This window comes from Streptomyces sp. NPDC001137, assembly GCF_040298885.1.
Classification (GTDB): Bacteria; Actinomycetota; Actinomycetes; order Streptomycetales; family Streptomycetaceae; genus Streptomyces.
This window is the reverse complement of record NZ_JBEPBA010000009.1, coordinates 330240-349332: the sequence shown is the minus strand read 5'-3', so window position 1 is coordinate 349332 and position 19093 is coordinate 330240. Positions and strand designations below refer to the sequence as shown.

Below are 19093 nucleotides of genomic sequence, written 5' to 3'. Positions count from 1 at the left end.
AGGGCGCCTCGGCGACCCTGCACCCTGGCCTTCGGCCACGTTGGACGCTCCGTCCCGCTCCTGGACCCGGCCGGCTGTCGGGCGGCCCCTTCCTTATGGCGTCTGTCCAGGGACACCGCCGAATTTGTTGACCTGGGGTATTGGCAGTGGGGTGGCTGCTCTTCTACGGCCGTGAAGCCGATGGCCTCCCGGGATGAGAGGGCGCCGTCAGCCGTTGGTGTCCACGCCCTCGCCGCTGCGTTCCCGCCACTGTGCCAGGGCCTCGCGGGCCTTCCGGGTGTGGGGGTGGTCGGGGCCCAGCACCCGCAGCCGATCGTCCAGCAGCTCGGCAAACGCCGTCACAGCTCCCGCCACATCCCCCGCTTCCCCTTGCGAGCCGGCCAGGTTGTGGCGGGCGGCGAGTGTGTGGGGGTGGTCGGGGCCCAGCACCCGCACATAGTCATCCAGCAGCTCGGCAAACGCCGTCGCAGCTCCCTCCGCATCCCCCGCGCTGCCTCGCGAGTAGGCCAGGTTGTGGCGGGCGGCGAGGGTGTGGGGGTGGTCGGGGCCTAGTACCCGCAGCCGATCATCCAGCAGCTCGGCAAACGCCGTCACAGCTCCCTCCGCATCCCCCGCGCGGCCTCGCGAGTAGGCCAGGTTGTGGCGGGTGAGGAGGGCGTCGGGGTGGTCGGGGCCCAGTACCCGCAGCTGATCATCCAGCAGCTCGGCAAACGCCGTCACAGCTCCGTCTGCATCCCCCGCCTCCCCCCGCCAAAAGGCCGCGTCGTGGCGGGCGGTGAGGGTGGGAGGGGAGTCGGGGCCCAGCACCCGCACATAGTCATCCAGCAGCTTGGCAAACGCCGTCACAGCTCCCGCCACATCCCCCGATTCCCCTTGCGAGCGGGCTAGGTTGTGGCGGGCGGCGAGGGTGTCGGGATGGTCGGGGCCGAGGTGGTGGCGAGTAGTGCCGGCCAAGTACTGGTAGTACGTGACGGCGGCGGTGACTTGACCGAATTCGCCGAAGCTGCGGCCGATGCGGTGCAGGATGTCGTGGGCGCGGGGCTGGTGGAGGGCGGCTTCGGCGTGGGTGGCGAGGACGGTGGCGCCTGCGCGCAGGGTTTGGGCCAGGACGGTGTCGCGTTCGACGTCGGGCCAGGCCGCCGTCAAGGCGTCAGCAGCGGTGCGTGCTGCGTTGTGGTACTGCTCCGTGGTGAGGGTGTCGCGGACGGCGCGCTGGATCAAGGCGTGGATACGAACCTCACGGTGGGACACATCTGGGGTGTGGTCGATCAGGCTCAAACGGTGCAGCACCCGCAGTCCTGCGGTGACCTCCCCCTCCGTGACCTCCCTCGTCGTGGCGTCGGCGGAGGCGGGGTCGTACAGGGGAAGGCCAGCGGAGCTGACTCGCTCTTGGGTCAGGTAGGTCAGGGCGGGCGAGGTGGCCAGGACAGCGGCGGGGATGCCGTTCGGATCGAGGAACGCGGCCAAATGGAGAAGCAGCGGAGCCAGCCCGGCCGGGCGCATCCGGCCAGCGCGCCTGATTGACAAGTCCCAGGCGGCGGCCATTTCTTGAGTGTGGCCGGGCGGCAGCGGCTGCGGGCTGGCCTCGGCAAGCGAACTCGTCCGGTCGGCCAGCAACACCCGGTAGTCTGAGACGTCCATATCGGCATCCGCCATAAATGCGGCCGCTTGAGACAGGGCTAGCGGGAGACGCCCCAGATCCTCCGCCAACGCGGCCAACTGCTCTGCTGATTCACTGCGACCGTGGACAGCCAGCACAGCACCCAAGTAGGAGACGGCTTCAGCCTCGGTGAACACACCGACGTCGATGCGGGTCCGGCCGTCGTGGGCGAAGGCCGCGTCGCGGCGACGGGTCGTGATCAGGGTCCGCCCGTGCGGGCTGACGGGGGGCCACAGTCCTTCGAGGTCGGCGGGGTCGCAGACGTCGTCCAGCACGACCAGCCACCGGTACGCCTCCTGTCCAGCTTTGGGCTCCAGCCACGCCATGAACGCTTCGGCCGCCGCCGGGAGGTCGCCCGGCTGCGCGCCCGCAATCTCGATGCCGGCCCGGCCCAGACCGGCCACCAGGGACGTACGGTCAGCTGCGGTCACCCACACCAGCAGGTCCAGCTCACCACCGGTCAGCGCCGAACGGGCATGCTCGGCGGCGAGCTGGGTCTTGCCGACCCCGCCCATCCCCGACAGCACCTGCCCACGGTCCGGCTCGTGGACAACTTGAGCCGCTGCGGCCTGGCCGAGGACGGCCGTGCCCCCTCCGGCAATCGCCTGGCGCAAGCGCGCTCGTTCCGCCCGGTCCTGGAACACCCCCGCCCCCGGCGGGATCACCCCCACCTGGCGAGGCCGGACCACATCCGCCGGGCCGGCACAACGAGCCGGGCCGTCGGGAGCCTTGCCGGGGGGCTGGTCCGTGCCGCTGCGGGCCGAGACGGTTTCGCGCAGGTGGCGGCGCAGGGTGGCGAAGGTGCGGTGCTCGGGTGTGACGGCTTCGAGGATGCTGAAGTGGTCACCCGGCAGAGCCGCGGCGTCGCTGAAAACGGACCGGGCAGATTCCACCGACACGATGCCATCGCTTTCCCCGGCGTAGACGAAGAACGGGACGGGGCAGGTCCGCTCGGTGATCGCGGTTGCGCGCAGCACCTGGTTCACGATGACCCGCCGGGTCTCGGCGACCTCCTTGTTCAGCGGCCGCAGCTCTCGCTCTTGCGGATTCCTGCCGCGGCGTCCCAAGACGGCGCGACGCAGCGAGCGCAGCAGCTCCGAACCGTCGTTGGGGCAGGCCAGCATCACCACCCGCCGGATCCGGGCCAGCTCCGAACCGTGTCCATCGGTGAGCATCCGCGCCAGATACCGCTGCACAACCAGCCCGCCCATGCTGTGGGTGATGATCACCAGATCATCGAACGGGCCGCCCTCGGTTCGCAGATACTCCTTGAGGCTGTCGGCGATGGTGCTGATCTCCGGGAACACCCGGAGCATCCCCAGCGGACCCCACTTCACGAACCCTGTCGCATAGCGAAACGACAGCAACCGCACGGCACCCAGCGACTGGTCCTGCTCGATGCGCTCCTGCACGTGCCTCCAGGTCTCCGGACCGGAATTGAACCCGTGGACCAGCACCACGCCTAACTGTCCGTCCCCCACCAGCGCGCTCCCCTTCCGCATTCTCACGCACTGCGCACGTTATCCGCCGCCCCCCGACGACTGCTGCGGAACCGCACAAAATACCCAGGAAGCCGCAAGCCAGCCCGGAGAACGCCACATCACTCCGTCACCCGCGAACCACCATTTCGTCCACCCCCTCCACGGGCCAGGTGCCAGACGGGTGGGGAGATCCACTGAGCAGGTGTGGGGTCAACCCAGAGCCGGGGGTGGCCGCTTTCAAAGAGCGCCATCAGCGTCCGCGCAGCCCGCTCACGTTCATTGAGGCGCAGCGCTTCCAGTGCCAGCGCGTCGGCAAGACGCCCCTGCAACTCGGCGACCGCCTCCGCGGCGACCTCCGCCGAGGCCCGCAGCCGCGATGTCTCCAGGTCGGTGGCCGCCACGCTGGGCCAGGATCTCGCCGAAACCGCGGATATGTCGGCCGCGATATCCAGTTCAGGACAGCGAGCCAGGACGTCCTTCAACGCGGCGCGCTCGTCTGCAGTGCAAGCCGCCAGCCGCCTTATGCCGGTACTGGTACGGCATCAGCTCGACGCGCCCGGACGCCCGACCCGGGCGGGCGGGCGGCCGGGCGGCTATCGGGCGTCATGGTGTCACGTGGGGATGTTGAGTTCGAACCAGACGACCTTGCCCGCGCCCAGGCGCGTGGCCCCCCACCGCCGGGCCAGCCGGTTGACGAGATACAGTCCCCGCCCGCCCTCGTCGGTGGCCCCGGCATGGCGAAGCCGAGGCAACTGCGACGCATCATCGGCGACTTCACACCTCAGTACGTCGGTGCGCAGCAGTCGCAGGCTGAGCGACCTGGAGGTGTGGCGCACGGCGTTGGTGACGACCTCGCTGACGAGTAGCTCAAGCACCTCGCTGTGGTCCGCAAGCCCCCACTCGGCCACGGTCTGCCGGGCGAGCCTGCGGGCGCGGCCTGGGGTGGTGTCCTGCGCTTCGAGGCTCCAGGAGGCGACGTCGTCGGGGGCGATGCCGTCGAAGCGGGCGGCGAGGAGGGCGATGTCGTCGTCCCGGTCGCCGGGGCCGAGCAGGTCGAGCACCTCATCGCACAGGGTCTCCAGCGGCGGCGGTTGGTCCGGGCCGGTCAGCTGCGCGGTGGCGGCGAGCTTCTCCCGCACTTGCTCGATGCCGGTCCACACGTCCCGCAGCCGCGACTCGACCAGGCCATCGGTGTAGAGCAGCAGGCTTGCTCCGGCGGGCGCGTCCAGTTCGACAGCCTCGAAGTCGACGCCGCCCACGCCGATCGGTGCGCCCGGCGGCACCAGCAGCACCTCGGCACGCCCTCCGGGATGCAGCAGGATGGGCGGCGGATGGCCGGCGTTGGCCAGGGTAACGCGGTGTGAGACGGGGTCGTAGACGGCGTACAGGCAGGTGGCCATGCGGTCGGTGCCAAGACGTTGGGCCTGTTCGTCGAGGTGGTGCAGCACCTCCTGGGGGGGCAGGTCGAGCCCGGCGAGGGTCTGGGCGGTCGTGCGCAGCTGGCCCATGATCGCCGCCGAGGTCATGGAGTGGCCCATGACGTCGCCGACGACCAGCGCGACGCGGCTGCCGGGCAGCGGGATCGCGTCGTACCAGTCGCCGCCCACGTGGGAGGTCTCGGCGGCCGGGAGGTAGCGGGCGGCCAGGTACACGCCGGCGGAGCGCGGCAGCGTCTGCGGCAGCATGGTGCGCTGCAACTGGTCGGCGATATAGGCCTCCCGGCCGTAGAGGACCGCTTTGTCGATGCCCAGCGCGCTGTGCGTGGCGAGCTGGGCCGCCACGAGCAGGTCGTCGTGCTCGAAGGCAGGACGCTGAACACCACGCAGGAACAGCGCGGCGCCGATCACGCGGCGCCGGCCGCGTAGCGGGGCGAGGATCGCCTGCCGCCCATGGGACGGTGCAACCCCCAACTCCCCGCTGGGGCACAGTAGTTCGGCCACGGCGGCGCGGGCCGTGGGGGTGTCGGGGAACACCGGGCGGACGCCACGCAGGACTTCGGCGAGGGCGCCGCCGGGCGCCACCTCGCGCACCTCGCTGCCCAGCCTGTCGGGTTGTGGCAGCCCGGCCGGCTCTGGCGGCAGGGCGGGCGGGAAGCCGCCCGCGGCATCCCGCTGCGTCGGCATCCGGTCGGTGCGCCGCAAACGCAGCAGCAGTTGGTCGGCGGGCCGCTCCTCGCCCACGGGCAGCGGGTCGCGCAGATAGACAAGGATCGCATCGCAGAATGTCGGCACGGCGGCCCGGCACAGCCCCAGCACGATCTCGTCGAGGTCCATGCCGCGGGCGATGCGCCGGGTGGCGGCGCCCACGAACCGCAGCCGGTCCTCATCCCGCGCCGGCCGTCCCTGCGGCGCGCCCGGCACCCGGGATCCTGCTGCGCGGGCCGCGATCTTTTCCTTGAGGTCGGACAGGGAGGCTTCGACATCGACCAAGGGGGACAGCGCCTCGGCAACGGCCGTCTCGGACGCCTGAGTGACCGAGGCCAGCGCAGCCTCGTCGTCGTTCTGCGGCGGTACCGGCCGGGAGGGCGGCGCGTCGGCGGGCCCGAGAGAGCCGCGCCGGGGTGAGCGGGGGGCATCGCCGGGGGGTGCCTGTCCAGCGGCCGTCAGGTCGGCAGGTGTCTCAGCCACGGCTTCCTCCCTCCATCTCGTCGCTCACGATGCCCAGCTGCCTAAGTTCCACGCGGAGCGGCTCCAGCGCCCGGCGGGCCTCGGCGATGTGTACCCGCACCGTCGCCTGGGCGATGCCCATCTCCTCAGCGACCTCTGCGGGACTCAGCCCGGCGATGAACCGCAAGGCCATCGCCTGGCGCGGCCGTTCGTTCAAGCGTGCCATCTCGGTGCAGGCTTTGCGGTAGACCTCCTTGAGGTGGACCTCCACGGCCATGTCAGGCACGGTGAGCGCGCGGTCGTGGTGGCCGAGGTCGAAAAGGATCTCCGTGTTGCGCCGCCGCAGCGCCTCGCGGACCACGGTGACCGACAGCCATCCGCCCCAGTGCTGCACAGGCGGCTGGCAGGAGTCTTTCATCCGCCGCCAGCACTGCATGAAGGCCTCCTGCACGGCGTCCTCCGCCACCTGAAGACGGCCGCCCGCGGCCAGGAATGCCTTGGCCAACAGCACCCGGTAGAAGGTGCGGTAGAGGGAGTCGAAGTCGTCTTCGCTCACCCCGCCCCGTCCCCTTCGCATCCGTCGGAGCGCACCGTCCAGGTGATCCCGTCCTCGTCGGTGACCTCAACGCTGCCGCCCCGCCGCGGCATTTGGCTCAGCACAGCCGTCATTGTTGTGCGCCGGCTGCGCTCGCGGAGCTGAAAAGCTAAAGCCCGCCCCACTGCGGCCAGCCCGACACCGCTCGCCGTCGCCAGTGCTCCGCACACGGCCGACCACATGATCACCGTCCGTCCTCCTCGGCCACCCCATCATCCCGATGACCTAACAGAGGCCCCCGCACCCCAAACCGCTTACCCCCTTTCTGCGCCGCCGGCCCCGCCCCCGCGCCGATGCCGTCGAACAGGCCGTGCTCACCGCCGCCCTCAACGGCGCGAACGCCCCCGTCACCCTCACCATCAGACGGTAGCCGCGCAGTCCGCACTCGATCGTGCACTCCTGCCACGTACCGCACGGCCCCAGCCGTCAGTTCTCGCAGGGGACGCGTGCTGCGATCGCGCGGGCGAGACGTTCTGCGGGACCCCTGCGGCGGTGGACGAGGCGCTGCAGCATGCGCCGCAGTTCTGCCCAGACGGCTCGCGGTTCGTATCCGAACATGGCCTGCTCCCCTCGCTGCGGCCGGGTTCATCGCCCCAGGGCGCGCCGGCCCGTCAGCGGGGGCAGGAGGCTGTCTCCCGGCCAGAAGGGCTGCTCGGCCGCAAGGCCGGTGAGGAACATGCCGACTTCGTCCAGGACCGCGCCGCGCTCCGAAGCACCGTAGACAACGACGTCGTCGGCCGCGGCGTCATAGGCGCGGACGTGGCTGTGGGGGCCCGTGCAGACGAGGGCGCGCGCGATCTCGGGCAGGCCGAGGCCGAGGGCATCGCAGTCCCCGTCGCGGACCAGCCGCAGCAAGTCGGTGGTGACGCCCTCCCAGTCACCGACACTCGGCCACTCGGCGCCGCCGCCCAGTTCGTGGGTGAGGGTGGCCAGCGGGATGATCTCGCCCGGCTGCCTGCCCTGGGTCAGGAGGTCGTGGATGCGGGCACCGTCGAGCTGGCGCACCTGCGGGTGGAGCAGCGAGGCGGCGGCCACCACGGTGGTGTTGATCTCCTGGGTTCCGGGGCCGGGATAGTACGGCTCGTGCGCGAAGAGGAGATAGACATCCCGGGCGCGGTCGGCCGGGCCGGATTCGGGCTGGGGCATGAGCAGGGTCTTCCTTCCGAGGTGAGGGGGCGTGGCGTGGGGCGGTCACGGGGCGAGGTGTCCTCGACGGGATGCGCGGTGAATGCCGGTCGAGCAAACGCCCGAGGCCGCGGCTCTGGCCGCCGGCGGCGGGGTCCTCCGTGGGCGGTGCGCTGGATGATCTGGGCGACCTGGCGGGCGAGTTGCCGCATCAGTCGTTCGCGGGCCATGAGCCGGTCGAGACCGTGCGGGTGTCCCGGGACCGGAGCAGGTGGGCGGCGTCCCACCCCAGGTGGTGGCCGATCTCGGCCGAGCGCAGTTCATAGCGGTCACGGCCGGCGGTGGCCTGGACAAGCCAGATGTGCCAGGCGGCGAGGCGCTGCAGGGAGCGGCAGGGAGCGGCAGGCAGCGTCGCCTTCGATGGTGTGGACGTGTTCGCGGGCCCGGCCGTCCAGGTGCTCGGGCAGGTGTTCGGCGGGCAGCGGGGTGAGGAGCATCGCCGGCAGGGCGACGGCGACGGGGACGTGGTGGCTCATGGCGACCAGACCGGCGACCACACTGACGAGTGCGACGGCCGCGGCGGAGGGCCGCAGGGACCAGGCCCTGCCCGCGGTGATGCGCGGGGCGGGGCGCCGGGCCGGCCAGCGCAGGGCAAGGCGCTGCGTCCGCGTCGTGCCGGGGGTGAGCACCGCGATCCGGTAGGGGATCTCGGGCGGGCTGGCGTCGCCGGGGACGGTCCCGGCGAGCCCACCCCAGAGGGTGCGCTCGTGGACGAGCACCGGCTCGCAGACGGCCGAGCAGGTGTGGTCGCGGGTGTGGCCGCTCCGCAGGACGCGGCAGCGTTCCCTTTCCCACCGGCCCGGCTCGGCGGTGAAGGGGCGCTCGTGGTGCCCGGCCGTGACCGGGGGTGGGGTGTGGCGTATGGCGGTCACGGGCTGATTCCTTCCGGTTGGGCGCTCAAAGCGGCGGCGCAGGTGGTGCAGCGGCCGTCGCCGTCGGGGTGAGCGCGCCGAGGGGTGGGGCCGGGGCAGGTGCGGCATCCCGGCCAGCCGAGACAGGCCGGGCAGAGGTCCTCGCCCAGGGCGGTTCCAGGCACGCCGCAGCCGGCGCATTCGGCAAGGGCGCGGTAGGTCAGGGCCTCGCTCACCGTGCGCGTGGCAGCGGAGCCGGCCACCGGCTGCGGCGGGTCGTCCCCCACCGACACTTCGTGGTGAGGGCCGGCGGCGCGGGCGGGCGGCGGGTAGGCCCGGGCGGCCCGCAGACGCGCCGCGACGATCGCGCCGACCGTGGTCCGCACCGGATGCGGCAGCGGCCGGGCGGCGATCACCTGCCGCAGCTGCTCGCAGCTCCAGCCGGCATCCAGCATCACGCTCACCACGCGGCCCTGGTCGGTCAACGCCTGCCCGGTCAGCAGCAGTTCGGGGCGGGCCGCACCGATCTCGAGCAGCAGCCCGATCCCCGGATGCATCTCATCCGCAGCGGGCACGGCCGGCGCGGACGCCGGTGTGTCCGCCCGGCCCGTCCGTCCCGGTGCGCGCGACGCGTGGCCGCGGCACGGACGGAGGGGGCTGGTGTTCTGCTGAGTGGTGTTCTTTCTGTTGGTGTTCTTAAGGGACCGATCAGCCAACGTAGGGTCATCCACCGGTGGAAAACCCGACTCTGGCTGTGACCTGCTGCTGTGCAGGGCGGGCAGGTCGGTGATGACATACGCGGCCGCGCCGAGGGTGCCGTCTGGTGCGCGCTCGCGTTCACGGACCAGGAAGCCGTGCTTGTGAAGTTCCTTCAGGCCGCTCTTGACGGCTGCCTCCCCGTCGCGGCCGCGGCGGGCGATGTCGGTGACGGTCATGCGCCAGCCGTCCCGGTGCGTGGAGAGCAGTCCGAACAGGCCCTTGGCCTTGAAGGACAACCGGGTGGCGCGAAAAAGCCCGTTGGCGATCCGGGTGAACCGATCGGCGGCCATCACGCCCCGGCGGATCCCCGCCGGGCGGCCGTCGGCGTGCTCGGCCTCGGGGGCGGTGACCGCCAAGCCGGCCTCGAGCAGCGCGATGTCCCAGGTGGCCGGGCGGTCCGTGATGCAGTAGACGATCCCGCCGAGGGTGCCGTCCGGGCGGCGCAGGCGTTCACGGACCAGGTAGCCGTACGCCTCGAGCTCCTGCAGGCCGGTGCGGACCGCGTCCCGTCCGTCCGGGCCCAGACGGACCAGATCGGCGACCGTCACCCGCCAGCCGTCCCGGTGCGTACTGACGCACCCGAAAATCCCCTTCGCCTTGAACGACAACCCACCATCACGAAACAACGCGTTCGCGATCTGCGTGAACCGACCGGCCGCCATCACACCCCGACGGACCCCCACCCCCAAGCCGCTCACCCCCGCACCCCCGACACCCGCCGCACGCCGTGGCCACAGCGGCACACCAGACCCGCCGAGACGGGCCGACCGGTACTCCTGAACGTGACAGCGCGCGGGTATCCCATGACGCCAGCTCACCCACCAACCCCGACCACACCGACAGCCACAAGCCCCCACCACCGGTCACCAACCGGCAACGAAGCCGCCCAACAGTCCTGGTCGGGCTCACGGTCGGGCCAACCACGGCACCTTCAGCTCAGGGCGCTCACTGATTGCGCAGCCGACTGCGCAGCCCCGGACGGCGTTGCGCCATCGGGCTGCGCAACCGGCCTGGGGATCCTGCGCAGTCCAGTTGTGCCGGGGCAGCTGCGCAATCGACCCGCGTTTCCCGATCTTCTCTTGCGCAGGTCCCTCTGGCGCACCACGCAGAGGATGGATACGGCCCGGCCGGCTAGCGTCTGCGCATCGGTTTCCGGGCCCCGTGCCCGGCGACGCGTGATCGCGCAGCCGGCGCCGGTCCGGGAAGTTCAGCGCCGGACACGCCGGCCTGCCGCCGGCGCCGGACCGGTGGTCGGGGGCATGGTCGGGCCGACCACGACCCCCACCATGGACTTCGTATCCCCATCGTGACCATGGTCGGGGGTTCATGGTCGGTGGTCGGGTCGGGGCCGACAGGTTTTCTCAAGGTCAGCAACACCCCTTCCGACCTGGGCGCTTCGACCATGCCCCCTGGCACGCAGGCCACACCGGGCGAGACCGCTGCCGCGACGGCGGCCGACGCCCGACTGGAGGCGATGCGCCACCGCGTACACCCGACACACGCAGCAGTCCGGACCATCACCGCCGACGGCCCCCTCACCCTGGATGTCGCGGTACTGTCCGGGCCGACCACCGTGGCGGCCGCCCCATCCGCGAAGCCCACCGCCGTGCGCACCGCGACGGCCACCAACAACCCAGGCGGCTATACGCAGTTCCTCAGCGCATGGCTGCGCAGCAGCGCGGACGAGGCGACGAGTGCGCAGACGCGGCTTGCGCAATCGATGGCACCGGACATCGAACTGCCCGACCCAGCCCCCAGTGCGCAACCGGCGCCCCAGTCGGTGACGGCGGTGCGCAGCAGTGCGCAGCGTGGCGCCGGCACGTGGTCAGTGACCGTGGCTGCACAACACGCCGACCAGTCGGTGCGCTACTACACGGTGCCGGTGGCCTACGACAGCACGGGCTCCCGCTGCCGTCCACGGTGCCCGCATCCAGCGCCTAGCCGGGCGGTGACGGCACTGGGCAAGCCGCGAAGCTCCGGGCCAGGCCGAGCGGATCGAACGGCCGCGGCCAGGCCGGCCAGTCGGGAGCGCTGCGCGCCGATGCCGCGGCATCCGTCCAGGGGGCGCAGGGCGTCCGGCCGTACGGCGGTGACGGCGTCGACGTACGCGCGGCCGCCCAGGGCGATCAGGAAGGTTGGCCGCGAGGCTGCCGAGCTCGGCAGCCTGCCCACGCAGGCGCTCGATACCGATGCGGCCGTGGGTGTCCATCCGCTGCTCGTACGGCAGGAGTTCGTCGTCGAGCCGGACGAAGCCGTGCAGGGCGGAAAGCACGAGGACTCCGGCGGGACCGGCGATCCTCTCGGCGGCTCGCCGGCACATGAGGTGATAGGAGCCGGTGTAGAGGTGGCGGGCGGGGGTGGGACGGTCCACTGCGAGTTTGGCGGCCGAGCAGGGCGAAGCGCGCGGGTTCGTCGATTCCTGGATGAGGCGGTGCCCCAACCCACGCGCCGATGACGGTTTTGGCCGACCCTACGAGCGAGTTCGCCGCCCAGACAAGCGACGGCCTGTGCCCGTACCCGCGCACCACCAAGTGGGGGCGGGGTCAAGCCCGTACGCCAGACCTACCAGCCCGGATCCAGAGGCTGGTACAGACTGAGGCGCCGCGACACCACCGAAGCGGTCATCGGCGCCATAACGGGCCCTCTGATCCGCCTCGGCTCTTCTTGCTCGGCCGCAACGACCAAGACGGCCTGCTGCGCCCTGTGGGACGGACCGGCCCGCTGAGGACTGAAGGACGCACGGCTGGGCGCGAGGCGTTGGGGCCATTGACCAAAACGGCCTGTAGCCGCCTTCGCCGATAGCCACGCCGCAGCTGCCGACGTCACCTCTGACAGCCCAGAGTGCGCCGCGATTCCCGCCCACGGTGCGCCATTACGCCCTCGTGGATCCCCCGGACGGCCCTAGATCCACATCTACTGCCTGGCACAGGGTGGAAGCCACCAAAACGATCAGGGATCCGTAGCAAGAAGGATGGCCGTCGCTGCTGCTTCGGGCTCCTGACGGCAGCGCGATCAGACGGGAGCGCCTCTCAATGACTAGCGGACCGGACGAGCGCGGCACGCACCGCAAGCACGCACTCAGCGAACAGACCGAACTCGTGCCCTACCGCCTTCTCGATGACGGTGAGGTGGGTCTGTCGTGGTGGCTCGTCCCTGGAGCGGACCGTTACGAGGTCACCGCACTCGACGGCGACGGGACGGCAACGCCCCTGGGAATCACCGAGGACATCACCTTGGTAATTCCGCCGGAGTCGGTGAACGGCGCGACGAGCTACCGCGTCGTCGCTGTCTCCGGCGGTGAGGAGATCACACAACTCGAAATCAGCCCTTCTCCCAAGGCTTCCGACAGTGAGCCCGCAGACATGAACGCGTACGTCAAGCAGCTTGCCGGCTGGCGCTCCATCGCCCCTCATGACCCGGACAAGGTTGAACCGCATGGTCCTGAAGCGAAGTTGACCGAGAAGGCCGAGTCCGGCTACGTGGTCACAAAAACGCAGCGCTACGACATGACCAAAACCCCTGAGATCATCATGACGCGCGACCCGAACGCGGACATCCTGTGGCCCGGCGCTCTGGTCCAGGGGGCCGCAGCCGTGGAGGGCGGCCTCACCGAATGTGCGATCAAGGAACGCAAACCTATCCGCATCGGAATCACCTCACTGGGAGGAAACATCAAGTCCCAGCTGGTGGAAAACCCGAGCGGCTCACTTGTCGGCGACGCGATCCGCGCCATGACAGGGGACAGGGACGCCACCCCGGAGACAACGTTTTACCGTATGAGTGAAGCGTCCTCCGCCCGCTCGGCGTTGCTGGAGATGAACGCCTCAGCGAGCTACATGGGGTTCAAGAGCGAAGCCAGTGGAGAGTTCAAGAAGGAAGACAAGAGCACAACAATCTACGCGCTCTTCATCCAGCGGGCTTTCACGATCACCTGCGACAATAACGGCCTGCCGGACCAGTGGTTCACGCCGGCGCTGACGAACAAGAGACTCAGCGAATACCAGCCGCAGTACATCGATCAGGGAAACCCGCCGCTGTGGATCTCCGGCGTGTCCTACGGACGGAGTCTGATCTTCGCGTTTCACAGCAACTCCAGCACCTTGGACGCCAAGGCTGCGCTTCGTATGGGATACGACGGGGGCGCGTTCAGCGGGTCGGTCGAGCTGAAAGCGAAGTTGCAGCAGATCCTGGATACGTCCGAGGTCAGCATCATCGCACGCGGCGGTCCGAACAAGGACATCATGGCCCTGATCAGGGATAATTCGCTGAAGTCCTATTTCAGCGGTGACCTGAAGATGAACCAGTGTGTGCCGATCTCCTACACCCTCAAGTCCCTGGCCGACGCGTCCATCGCCAGCATGTCGGAGACGACCCAGTTCACCAAGGTCAGCCGCTCGCCCCTCGCCTTCACGTTCCAGCTCGATGCCACCAGCTTCGACGGCCGGACTATCGCTTGGGGCATGGAGATCGGGATTAGAGGAAAACTCGAAAAGAGATGGACCAGGGACTTCGGCTCCAACCCGTTTGAAACTGGTTTTGAGGAGCAACTCGACATCTCTGGTCACAAGTTGACTGTTCGGGTCCCGGTGAACCCTGAAATGTTCCGGCAGCGCAGGACGATCAACAGCAAGAGCTATTGCGAGCAACCTGACATTCCGCTCAGCGGTGATGTCTCTTACACCCTGACGATGCTGCAGCCGTCCGGGGACGACTGGCCCATGGTCTAGCTAGTGCTGTGACCGCAAAGATTGACCGGATCCTGTGGCAGCCCAAGCGGCGGCGACCAGGGGGCGGTGGAGATCAGTGCGCCGGATGCACGCCCCGATGGTGAGTTCGCCGGGACTGGACGGGGTGGGGACGACCTGGAGCCGGTTCCGGATGCTGCAGTGCTGTAGGACGAGGTCGGGGATGATGCCGGTGCCGTAATCGAGAGCGGCCAGCGTGAGCAAGGCTTCGTGTCCGTCGGCCTCCGCGGCTATGCGGGGGGTGATGCCGATACGGCGGAACCACCGGTTGGCGATGTCTCGCACCAAGCCCTGCCTCGGAAGCACGAACGGCTCGTCGGGATCAGGAGGCTTCACGCTCGATCGTGGTTGGTCGGCTCGGACGAGGACGAGCGAGGTGCGGGTGACGGTGCGGGCGAGGAGGGTGGCCGGAATCCGAGAGGGCAGGGCCGCGACGGCGAGGTCGGCCTCGCCGTCGTCGAGGAGCGCGAGGGCGGCTGCGGCGTCACCTGTCCGCACCGAGATCTGCACCCGGGGATGGGCGTCTCGCAGAGGTGCGAGCAGGTCGGGCAGCAGACTCTGGCAGGCCGTGACTGAGGCGAATACCCGTAGTTGACCACCGAGTTGGTCCCTTGCAAAGCCGTCGTCACAGTAGCGGTCCCACAACTCCAGGGCATCTGTCACGTAGCGGCGAAAGCGGTGACCGTGCTCTGTCAGCGCGACACCGTGCGGGCCTCGGTCCAAGAGCCGGCGCCCGGTCGTGGCCTCCAGCCGCTGCACGGTCCGGGACAACGTCGCGGGGCTGACATGGCAGTCGGCCGCGGTTCGGGTGAAGCTCAGCGTGGACGCGAGATGGAGGAAGAGCCGGTACTGGTCGCGGTCCTGCATCTTTCACCTTCCGGAACGCCATGCTGCGGATGTTGCTGTTGCCGCCGGGTCTGCCCGGACCCTACAAACGGGTCATGCCACAAAGCGACACCACCCGCCCACGCCCCGCATGGTTCTTCCGTGAGTACGAGCCTGTCGGCATCGACCTGGGCAGCGCGGCTGCGGTGGCCTCATACGACAGCAACCAGGGCACCGACCCGGACGCCGACGATGCGCTGCTCGACCGCCTCGATGTGGTCGCAGGCACCCGCCTGGTCGATTTGGCCTGCGGCACCGGCGCGCTGGTGGTCCAGGCAGCACGACGCGGAGCCGAGGCCCACGGCGTCGACGTCTCGGAGGAAATGCTCGCCTTCGCCCGGACCAGAGCGAAACGGGCCGGTGCCAGCGCACACTGGCACCGGGCCGGCTTCTTGGACTACACCCACCAGGCAGAGCCTGCGGACGTGGTGACCACCAAGTCGGCTCTGCACCAGCTCCCGGACTTCTGGAAACAGCAGGCGCTCCTCAACGCTGCCGGCATGCTGCGGCCGGGCGGCATCTTGTACCTGTGGGACGTCATTTTCAGCTTCCCGCCCGCCGACGCCGCTGAGCATCTGCAGCAGTGGATCGACACCGCAGGCCGCCCCGAGGGCCGGGGCTTCACCCGGGCGGACTTCGAGGCGCACGTTCGGGAGGAGTTCTCCACATACACCTGGATCCTGGAGGGCATGCTGGAGCGGGCCAGCTTCGACATCGTCTCGCATGCGGCCCGCACACCGACGCACGGTGAATTTCTCTGCCGCCGCCGGTAGCTTCTTCAGCGGGTACGGCCGAGGATCCTGGCTGGTCAAGCGGTATCGGCGAGGGGGCGTCCGCCCCAGCGGATGCCCTTTCGCTGCGGATGCGGGCGCGTTCTTTGCGTTCGGCGGCCAGGACGTCGCGGCGGCGGGCGTTGGTGTTGCGCCAGCTCAGGTAGGCGTGCAGGGCCCGGGTCTGCACGGTGTGGTTGGGGTGGTTGGAGTTGGCGATGGTGAACTGCCGCAGCGGTCCGAAGTGGGCTTCGATCGGGTTCGCCCCGGATGCGTAGGTCGGGGTGAAGCACAACTCGACCTTGTTCTTCTTGGACCATCGGCGGAGGTCGGCGCCCTTATGGGCAGACAGGTTGTCCAGGATCACGTAGATCGGGGCGCCGTCGGGCCGAGCGGCGCGGATCGGCTCGACCCGGTCGTGCTCACCCTGATGGTCCAGGATCGACAGCAGGTCGCCCTCGGCGAAGCGGCCCACCGTCGCCGCGGTGCCCAGAGCCCGGTCGACGTCAGTTGTCCCGTGCAGCTTCGCCAGGGTGACGGCGTCGGCCATCTTCGCCCGGATCCGGCGGACGCCAGTCGCTGCGGCCTCGACCAGCCAGGCTGCCGCCCCCGGGCCGATCGCCAGGAACTGAGCCTCGGCCGGGTTCGTCGCCCGGGGTGTGCGCTCGCCGCGTGGGGCGTCGGGGTAGTGCTCGTCGGCAATCCGCGGGCTGCCCGGCGTCGAGCGCAGGTGGCGGGCGACCTCGATTGCGTTGCCCGCGACCATTGCGGTCACGATCAGTTCGTCGCCGTGGAAGCGGACCCAGACGCTCTCCTCGACGAGCTCGTGCGGGACCGAGTAGCGGACCGACCCAACCGAGATCGTGGAGTCCTTGCCGACTCTGCGGGTCTCGCCGAACGCGGCCTTGAACGAGTCGCCGACCCGCTCGGGTTCGTGTGCGTCCACCGCGGACTTCCAGCGCTCCAGGACGTCACGCAGCACCGCTTCGTCATCGGCCTTGCTGCTCGTCGTGTCTGGTCGGCCTGTCCATCAATCCTCCGTGTGTGGATGTCACGCGTCGCGTCCGGAAAGTTTCAGGAGCCGGCGCTCTGACCGCCGTCGACGTGCAGGATCTCGCCGGTGACGAACGAGGCCTGCTCCAAATACATGATCGCCTCCACGACGTCGTCGATCTCGCCCGTGCGTCCCATTGGGTGCAGTGCGGCCAGTACACCGCCCGGGTCGTCAGGGTGCATGGGGGTGCTGATGACGCCGAGTGATAGGGCGTTGGCGCGGATGCCGCGGGCCGCGTACTCGATGGCCAGTTCCTTGGTGACGGCGACGAGGCCACCCTTGGTCAGCGAGGCGAGCGCCGCAGGGATGCGCGCGTTGGCGCGGTCGACCAGAGACGTGGACACACACAGCACGTGCCCGCCGTCGCCGCCGGCGAGCATCGCGGGGATGGCGCTGCGGGTGACGTCGAAGAAGCCGCGCAGATTGACGCCGGCCACCAGGTCGTAGTCGTCGTCGGTGTAGTCGGTGAACGGCTTCTCGATGTACACGCTGGCGTTGTTTACCAGCGTGTCGATCCGGCCGAAGCGAGCCATCGCCTGGTCAACGATCTTGGCGCCGGTACCCGGCTGCGACAGGTCGCCGGAGACAGCGAGGACGTCCGGATCCTCCGACACCGGGATGGACCGCGCGACTGCGACGAGCGCGTATCCTCGTTTGCGATATGCCTCGGCGACACCTGCACCAATGCCTTGGGATGCGCCGGTGACGATAACAACCTTCTTCGTCGAGCTCATGTCGTTATCCAAACTGCGGAGCAAGCCGACTGGTCAGGGCCGACAGTCCGGTGTCTCCGGCCATTTCCCAAATACGTTACGTCCCAACCGACTCCGGCGCCGCCCGGAAGCGCACGGGGCCACGCGTATGTCGCCGGGGCCCGGCTCCCGCCTGGCACCGCCCGTCACGACTGGCTGCCGCATTGCCCCGGTGTGCTAAACAGGGAGCAACCAAAGGGGAATTTTGCAGCAGCTCACGCTCGGAATCATGTCGCAGACCCGCAAGGAAAACGAGCATCGTCTGCCCGTTCACCCCGCTCATTTCGACCGCATCGACGCCGGTACCCGCAAGCGCATCTACCTCCAGGAAAACTACGGAGAGCATTTCGGTGTCCCGGACAGCCGACTCGCCCCGCTCGTCGCGGGCTTCCGCACGCGCGAGGAACTCATCGCCGACTGCGATGTCATCCTGCTGGCCAAACCGCTCCACGAGGACCTGGCGGAACTACGCGAGGGTCAGGTCCTGTGGGGCTGGCCGCACTGTGTCCAGGACGAGAGGCTAACCCAGACCGCCATAGACCGGCGGCTGACTTTGATCGCCTTCGAAGCGATGAACCACTGGACCCGCAGCGGCGCCTTCAACCTGCACGTCTTCCACAAGAACAACGAGCTGGCCGGCTACTCCTCGGTCCTGCACGCCATGCAGCTGACCGGCGTGACAGGCGACTACGGGCGGCGGCAGCGTGCCGTGGTCATCGGCTTCGGCGCGACCGCCCGCGGCGCGGTGACCGCGCTCAGCGCCCTGGGCGTGCACGACGTCGACGTGCTCACCGCGCGTGGCGTCACCGCTGTCAGCTCCCCCATCCACTCCGCGCGGATCGTCCACTTCGATCACGACAAGGCCGACGACACCCTCGACCCGCGACGCAGCATCGCCCTCACCGAGGACGGCCCGCTGCCGCTGGCCGAGTTCCTCGCCGGGCACAACATCATCGTCAACTGCGTGCTGCAGGACACCGACGCGCCGCTGATGTTCCTGATAGACGAGGACCTGCCCAAGCTGGCCCCGGGCACCCTGGTCATCGACGTCTCCTGCGACGAGGGCATGGGCTTCGACTGGGCCCGGCCCACCACCTTCACCGAGCCGATGTTCACGGTCGGCGACCACGTCAGGTACTACGGCGTGGACCACAGCCCCTCCTACCTGTGGAACTCCGCGACCTGGGAGAACAGCGAGGCCCTTCTGCCGTATCTGGACGTCGTGCTCCAGGGCCCCGACGGCTGGGACGCCGACGACACGATCCGGCACGCCATCGAGATCCGCCGTGGCGTCGTCCAAAACCCCAAGGTGCTCGCTTTCCAGCACCGCACCGCAAAGTACCCGCACGCCCACGAGGAGACCCAGACCCGGGCGGCGTCGCGGCCGTAGCGGCAGGGCATCCGGTGCTCAGCCGTCCTCCGACCACTGTCCCGAGCCGCCGCGTGGCGGGCGCCTCGCGGAGGAGTGCGGATCCGGCTCGTCCGTAGAGCTCCGAGACACTCGGCGATCTTGTCCCGCTCGTCCGACGGGGACAGCGGTCCCGGATCCGGGGCGCGGCATCCTGTGACGCCGCAGGGCTGGTCCGCTGAGTGTGGGGCGCGCGTCTGCTCGTACATGATCAAGTGCGCTTTCCTGCGCGTTGTGTCGGATGTGCGGAGCGGCATGGCCCTCAGCTGTGCAGCCGGTCAACGCCCGGTGGCGGCCCGCGTCCACGCGATGCCGCTTGCGAGCACACGCGGTTGTGACACG

General features: G+C 69.6%; 13 protein-coding genes and 2 pseudogenes. 3 read left to right on the top strand and 12 right to left on the bottom strand.

The window, feature by feature from the left end:
- Window positions 1-207: 207 nt before the first annotated feature.
- The 8 genes from ABT254_RS20845 to ABT254_RS20810 form a co-directional block, all read right to left on the bottom strand.
- The gene (locus ABT254_RS20845; protein WP_351471948.1) at window positions 208-3141 is read right to left on the bottom strand and encodes an alpha/beta fold hydrolase; all 2934 of its coding nucleotides are present in this window, start codon (window positions 3139-3141) and stop codon (window positions 208-210) included.
- Window positions 3142-3260: 119 nt separating this feature from the next.
- Window positions 3261-3542, bottom strand: coding sequence for a hypothetical protein (locus tag ABT254_RS20840; RefSeq protein WP_351471945.1), 282 nt, complete (start codon window positions 3540-3542; stop codon window positions 3261-3263).
- 210 nt (window positions 3543-3752) lie between these two features.
- Window positions 3753-5768, bottom strand: coding sequence for a SpoIIE family protein phosphatase (locus ABT254_RS20835; RefSeq protein ID WP_351471942.1), 2016 nt, complete (start codon window positions 5766-5768; stop codon window positions 3753-3755).
- The gene (locus ABT254_RS20830) at window positions 5761-6303 is read right to left on the bottom strand and encodes an RNA polymerase sigma factor (protein WP_351471939.1); all 543 of its coding nucleotides are present in this window, start codon (window positions 6301-6303) and stop codon (window positions 5761-5763) included. Before ABT254_RS20830 ends, ABT254_RS20835 begins: the two co-directional genes overlap by 8 nt.
- 624 nt (window positions 6304-6927) lie before the next feature.
- Window positions 6928-7488, bottom strand: coding sequence for a hypothetical protein (locus ABT254_RS20825; protein ID WP_351471936.1), 561 nt, complete (start codon window positions 7486-7488; stop codon window positions 6928-6930).
- Window positions 7489-7796: 308 nt separating this feature from the next.
- Entirely contained in the window at window positions 7797-8399 is a 603-nt protein-coding gene (locus ABT254_RS20820; protein WP_351471933.1) for a hypothetical protein, read from the bottom strand.
- Window positions 8396-9835 carry a hypothetical protein gene (locus ABT254_RS20815; protein ID WP_351471931.1) on the bottom strand — a complete coding sequence of 480 codons (1440 nt, stop codon included), beginning with the start codon at window positions 9833-9835 and terminating at the stop codon, window positions 8396-8398. Before ABT254_RS20815 ends, ABT254_RS20820 begins: the two co-directional genes overlap by 4 nt.
- Window positions 9836-10962: 1127 nt before the next feature.
- A complete protein-coding gene (locus tag ABT254_RS20810; protein WP_351471928.1) occupies window positions 10963-11508 on the bottom strand; it encodes a DUF6884 domain-containing protein in 546 nt (181 codons plus the stop codon).
- 661 nt (window positions 11509-12169) lie between these two features.
- On the opposite strand from ABT254_RS20810, the gene ABT254_RS20805 reads away from it, so the two are divergent.
- A complete protein-coding gene (locus tag ABT254_RS20805) occupies window positions 12170-13864 on the top strand; it encodes a thiol-activated cytolysin family protein (RefSeq protein WP_351471925.1) in 1695 nt (564 codons plus the stop codon).
- Here the strand turns inward: ABT254_RS20805 and ilvY are convergent, their stop codons facing one another.
- Window positions 13865-14749 carry an HTH-type transcriptional activator IlvY gene (gene ilvY, locus ABT254_RS20800; protein ID WP_351471922.1) on the bottom strand — a complete coding sequence of 295 codons (885 nt, stop codon included), beginning with the start codon at window positions 14747-14749 and terminating at the stop codon, window positions 13865-13867.
- A 74-nt stretch (window positions 14750-14823) separates the two neighbouring features.
- Between ilvY and ABT254_RS20795 the strand changes: the two genes are divergently transcribed.
- Window positions 14824-15540 (top strand): class I SAM-dependent methyltransferase, encoded by a 717-nt coding sequence (locus tag ABT254_RS20795; protein ID WP_351471919.1) that lies wholly within the window; start codon window positions 14824-14826, stop codon window positions 15538-15540.
- A 35-nt stretch (window positions 15541-15575) separates the two neighbouring features.
- On the opposite strand, the pseudogene ABT254_RS20790 reads toward ABT254_RS20795, so the two are convergent.
- From ABT254_RS20790 to ABT254_RS20785, 3 genes and pseudogenes are all read right to left on the bottom strand, one after another.
- Window positions 15576-15949 (bottom strand): annotated as a pseudogene (locus ABT254_RS20790) (transposase); the annotation flags it as partial.
- Window positions 15935-16447 (bottom strand): annotated as a pseudogene (locus tag ABT254_RS46565) (Mu transposase domain-containing protein); the annotation flags it as partial. The pseudogenes ABT254_RS20790 and ABT254_RS46565, both read right to left, overlap by 15 nt.
- 164 nt (window positions 16448-16611) lie before the next feature.
- Complete coding sequence (locus ABT254_RS20785) at window positions 16612-17325, bottom strand: SDR family NAD(P)-dependent oxidoreductase (protein ID WP_351471916.1); 714 nt, start codon at window positions 17323-17325, stop codon at window positions 16612-16614.
- A 223-nt stretch (window positions 17326-17548) separates the two neighbouring features.
- Here ABT254_RS20785 and ABT254_RS20780 point away from each other — a divergent pair, with 223 nt between their 5' ends.
- Window positions 17549-18733, top strand: a complete 1185-nt coding sequence (locus ABT254_RS20780; RefSeq protein WP_351471913.1) for a N(5)-(carboxyethyl)ornithine synthase — start codon at window positions 17549-17551, stop codon at window positions 18731-18733.
- Window positions 18734-19093 lie beyond the last annotated feature (360 nt).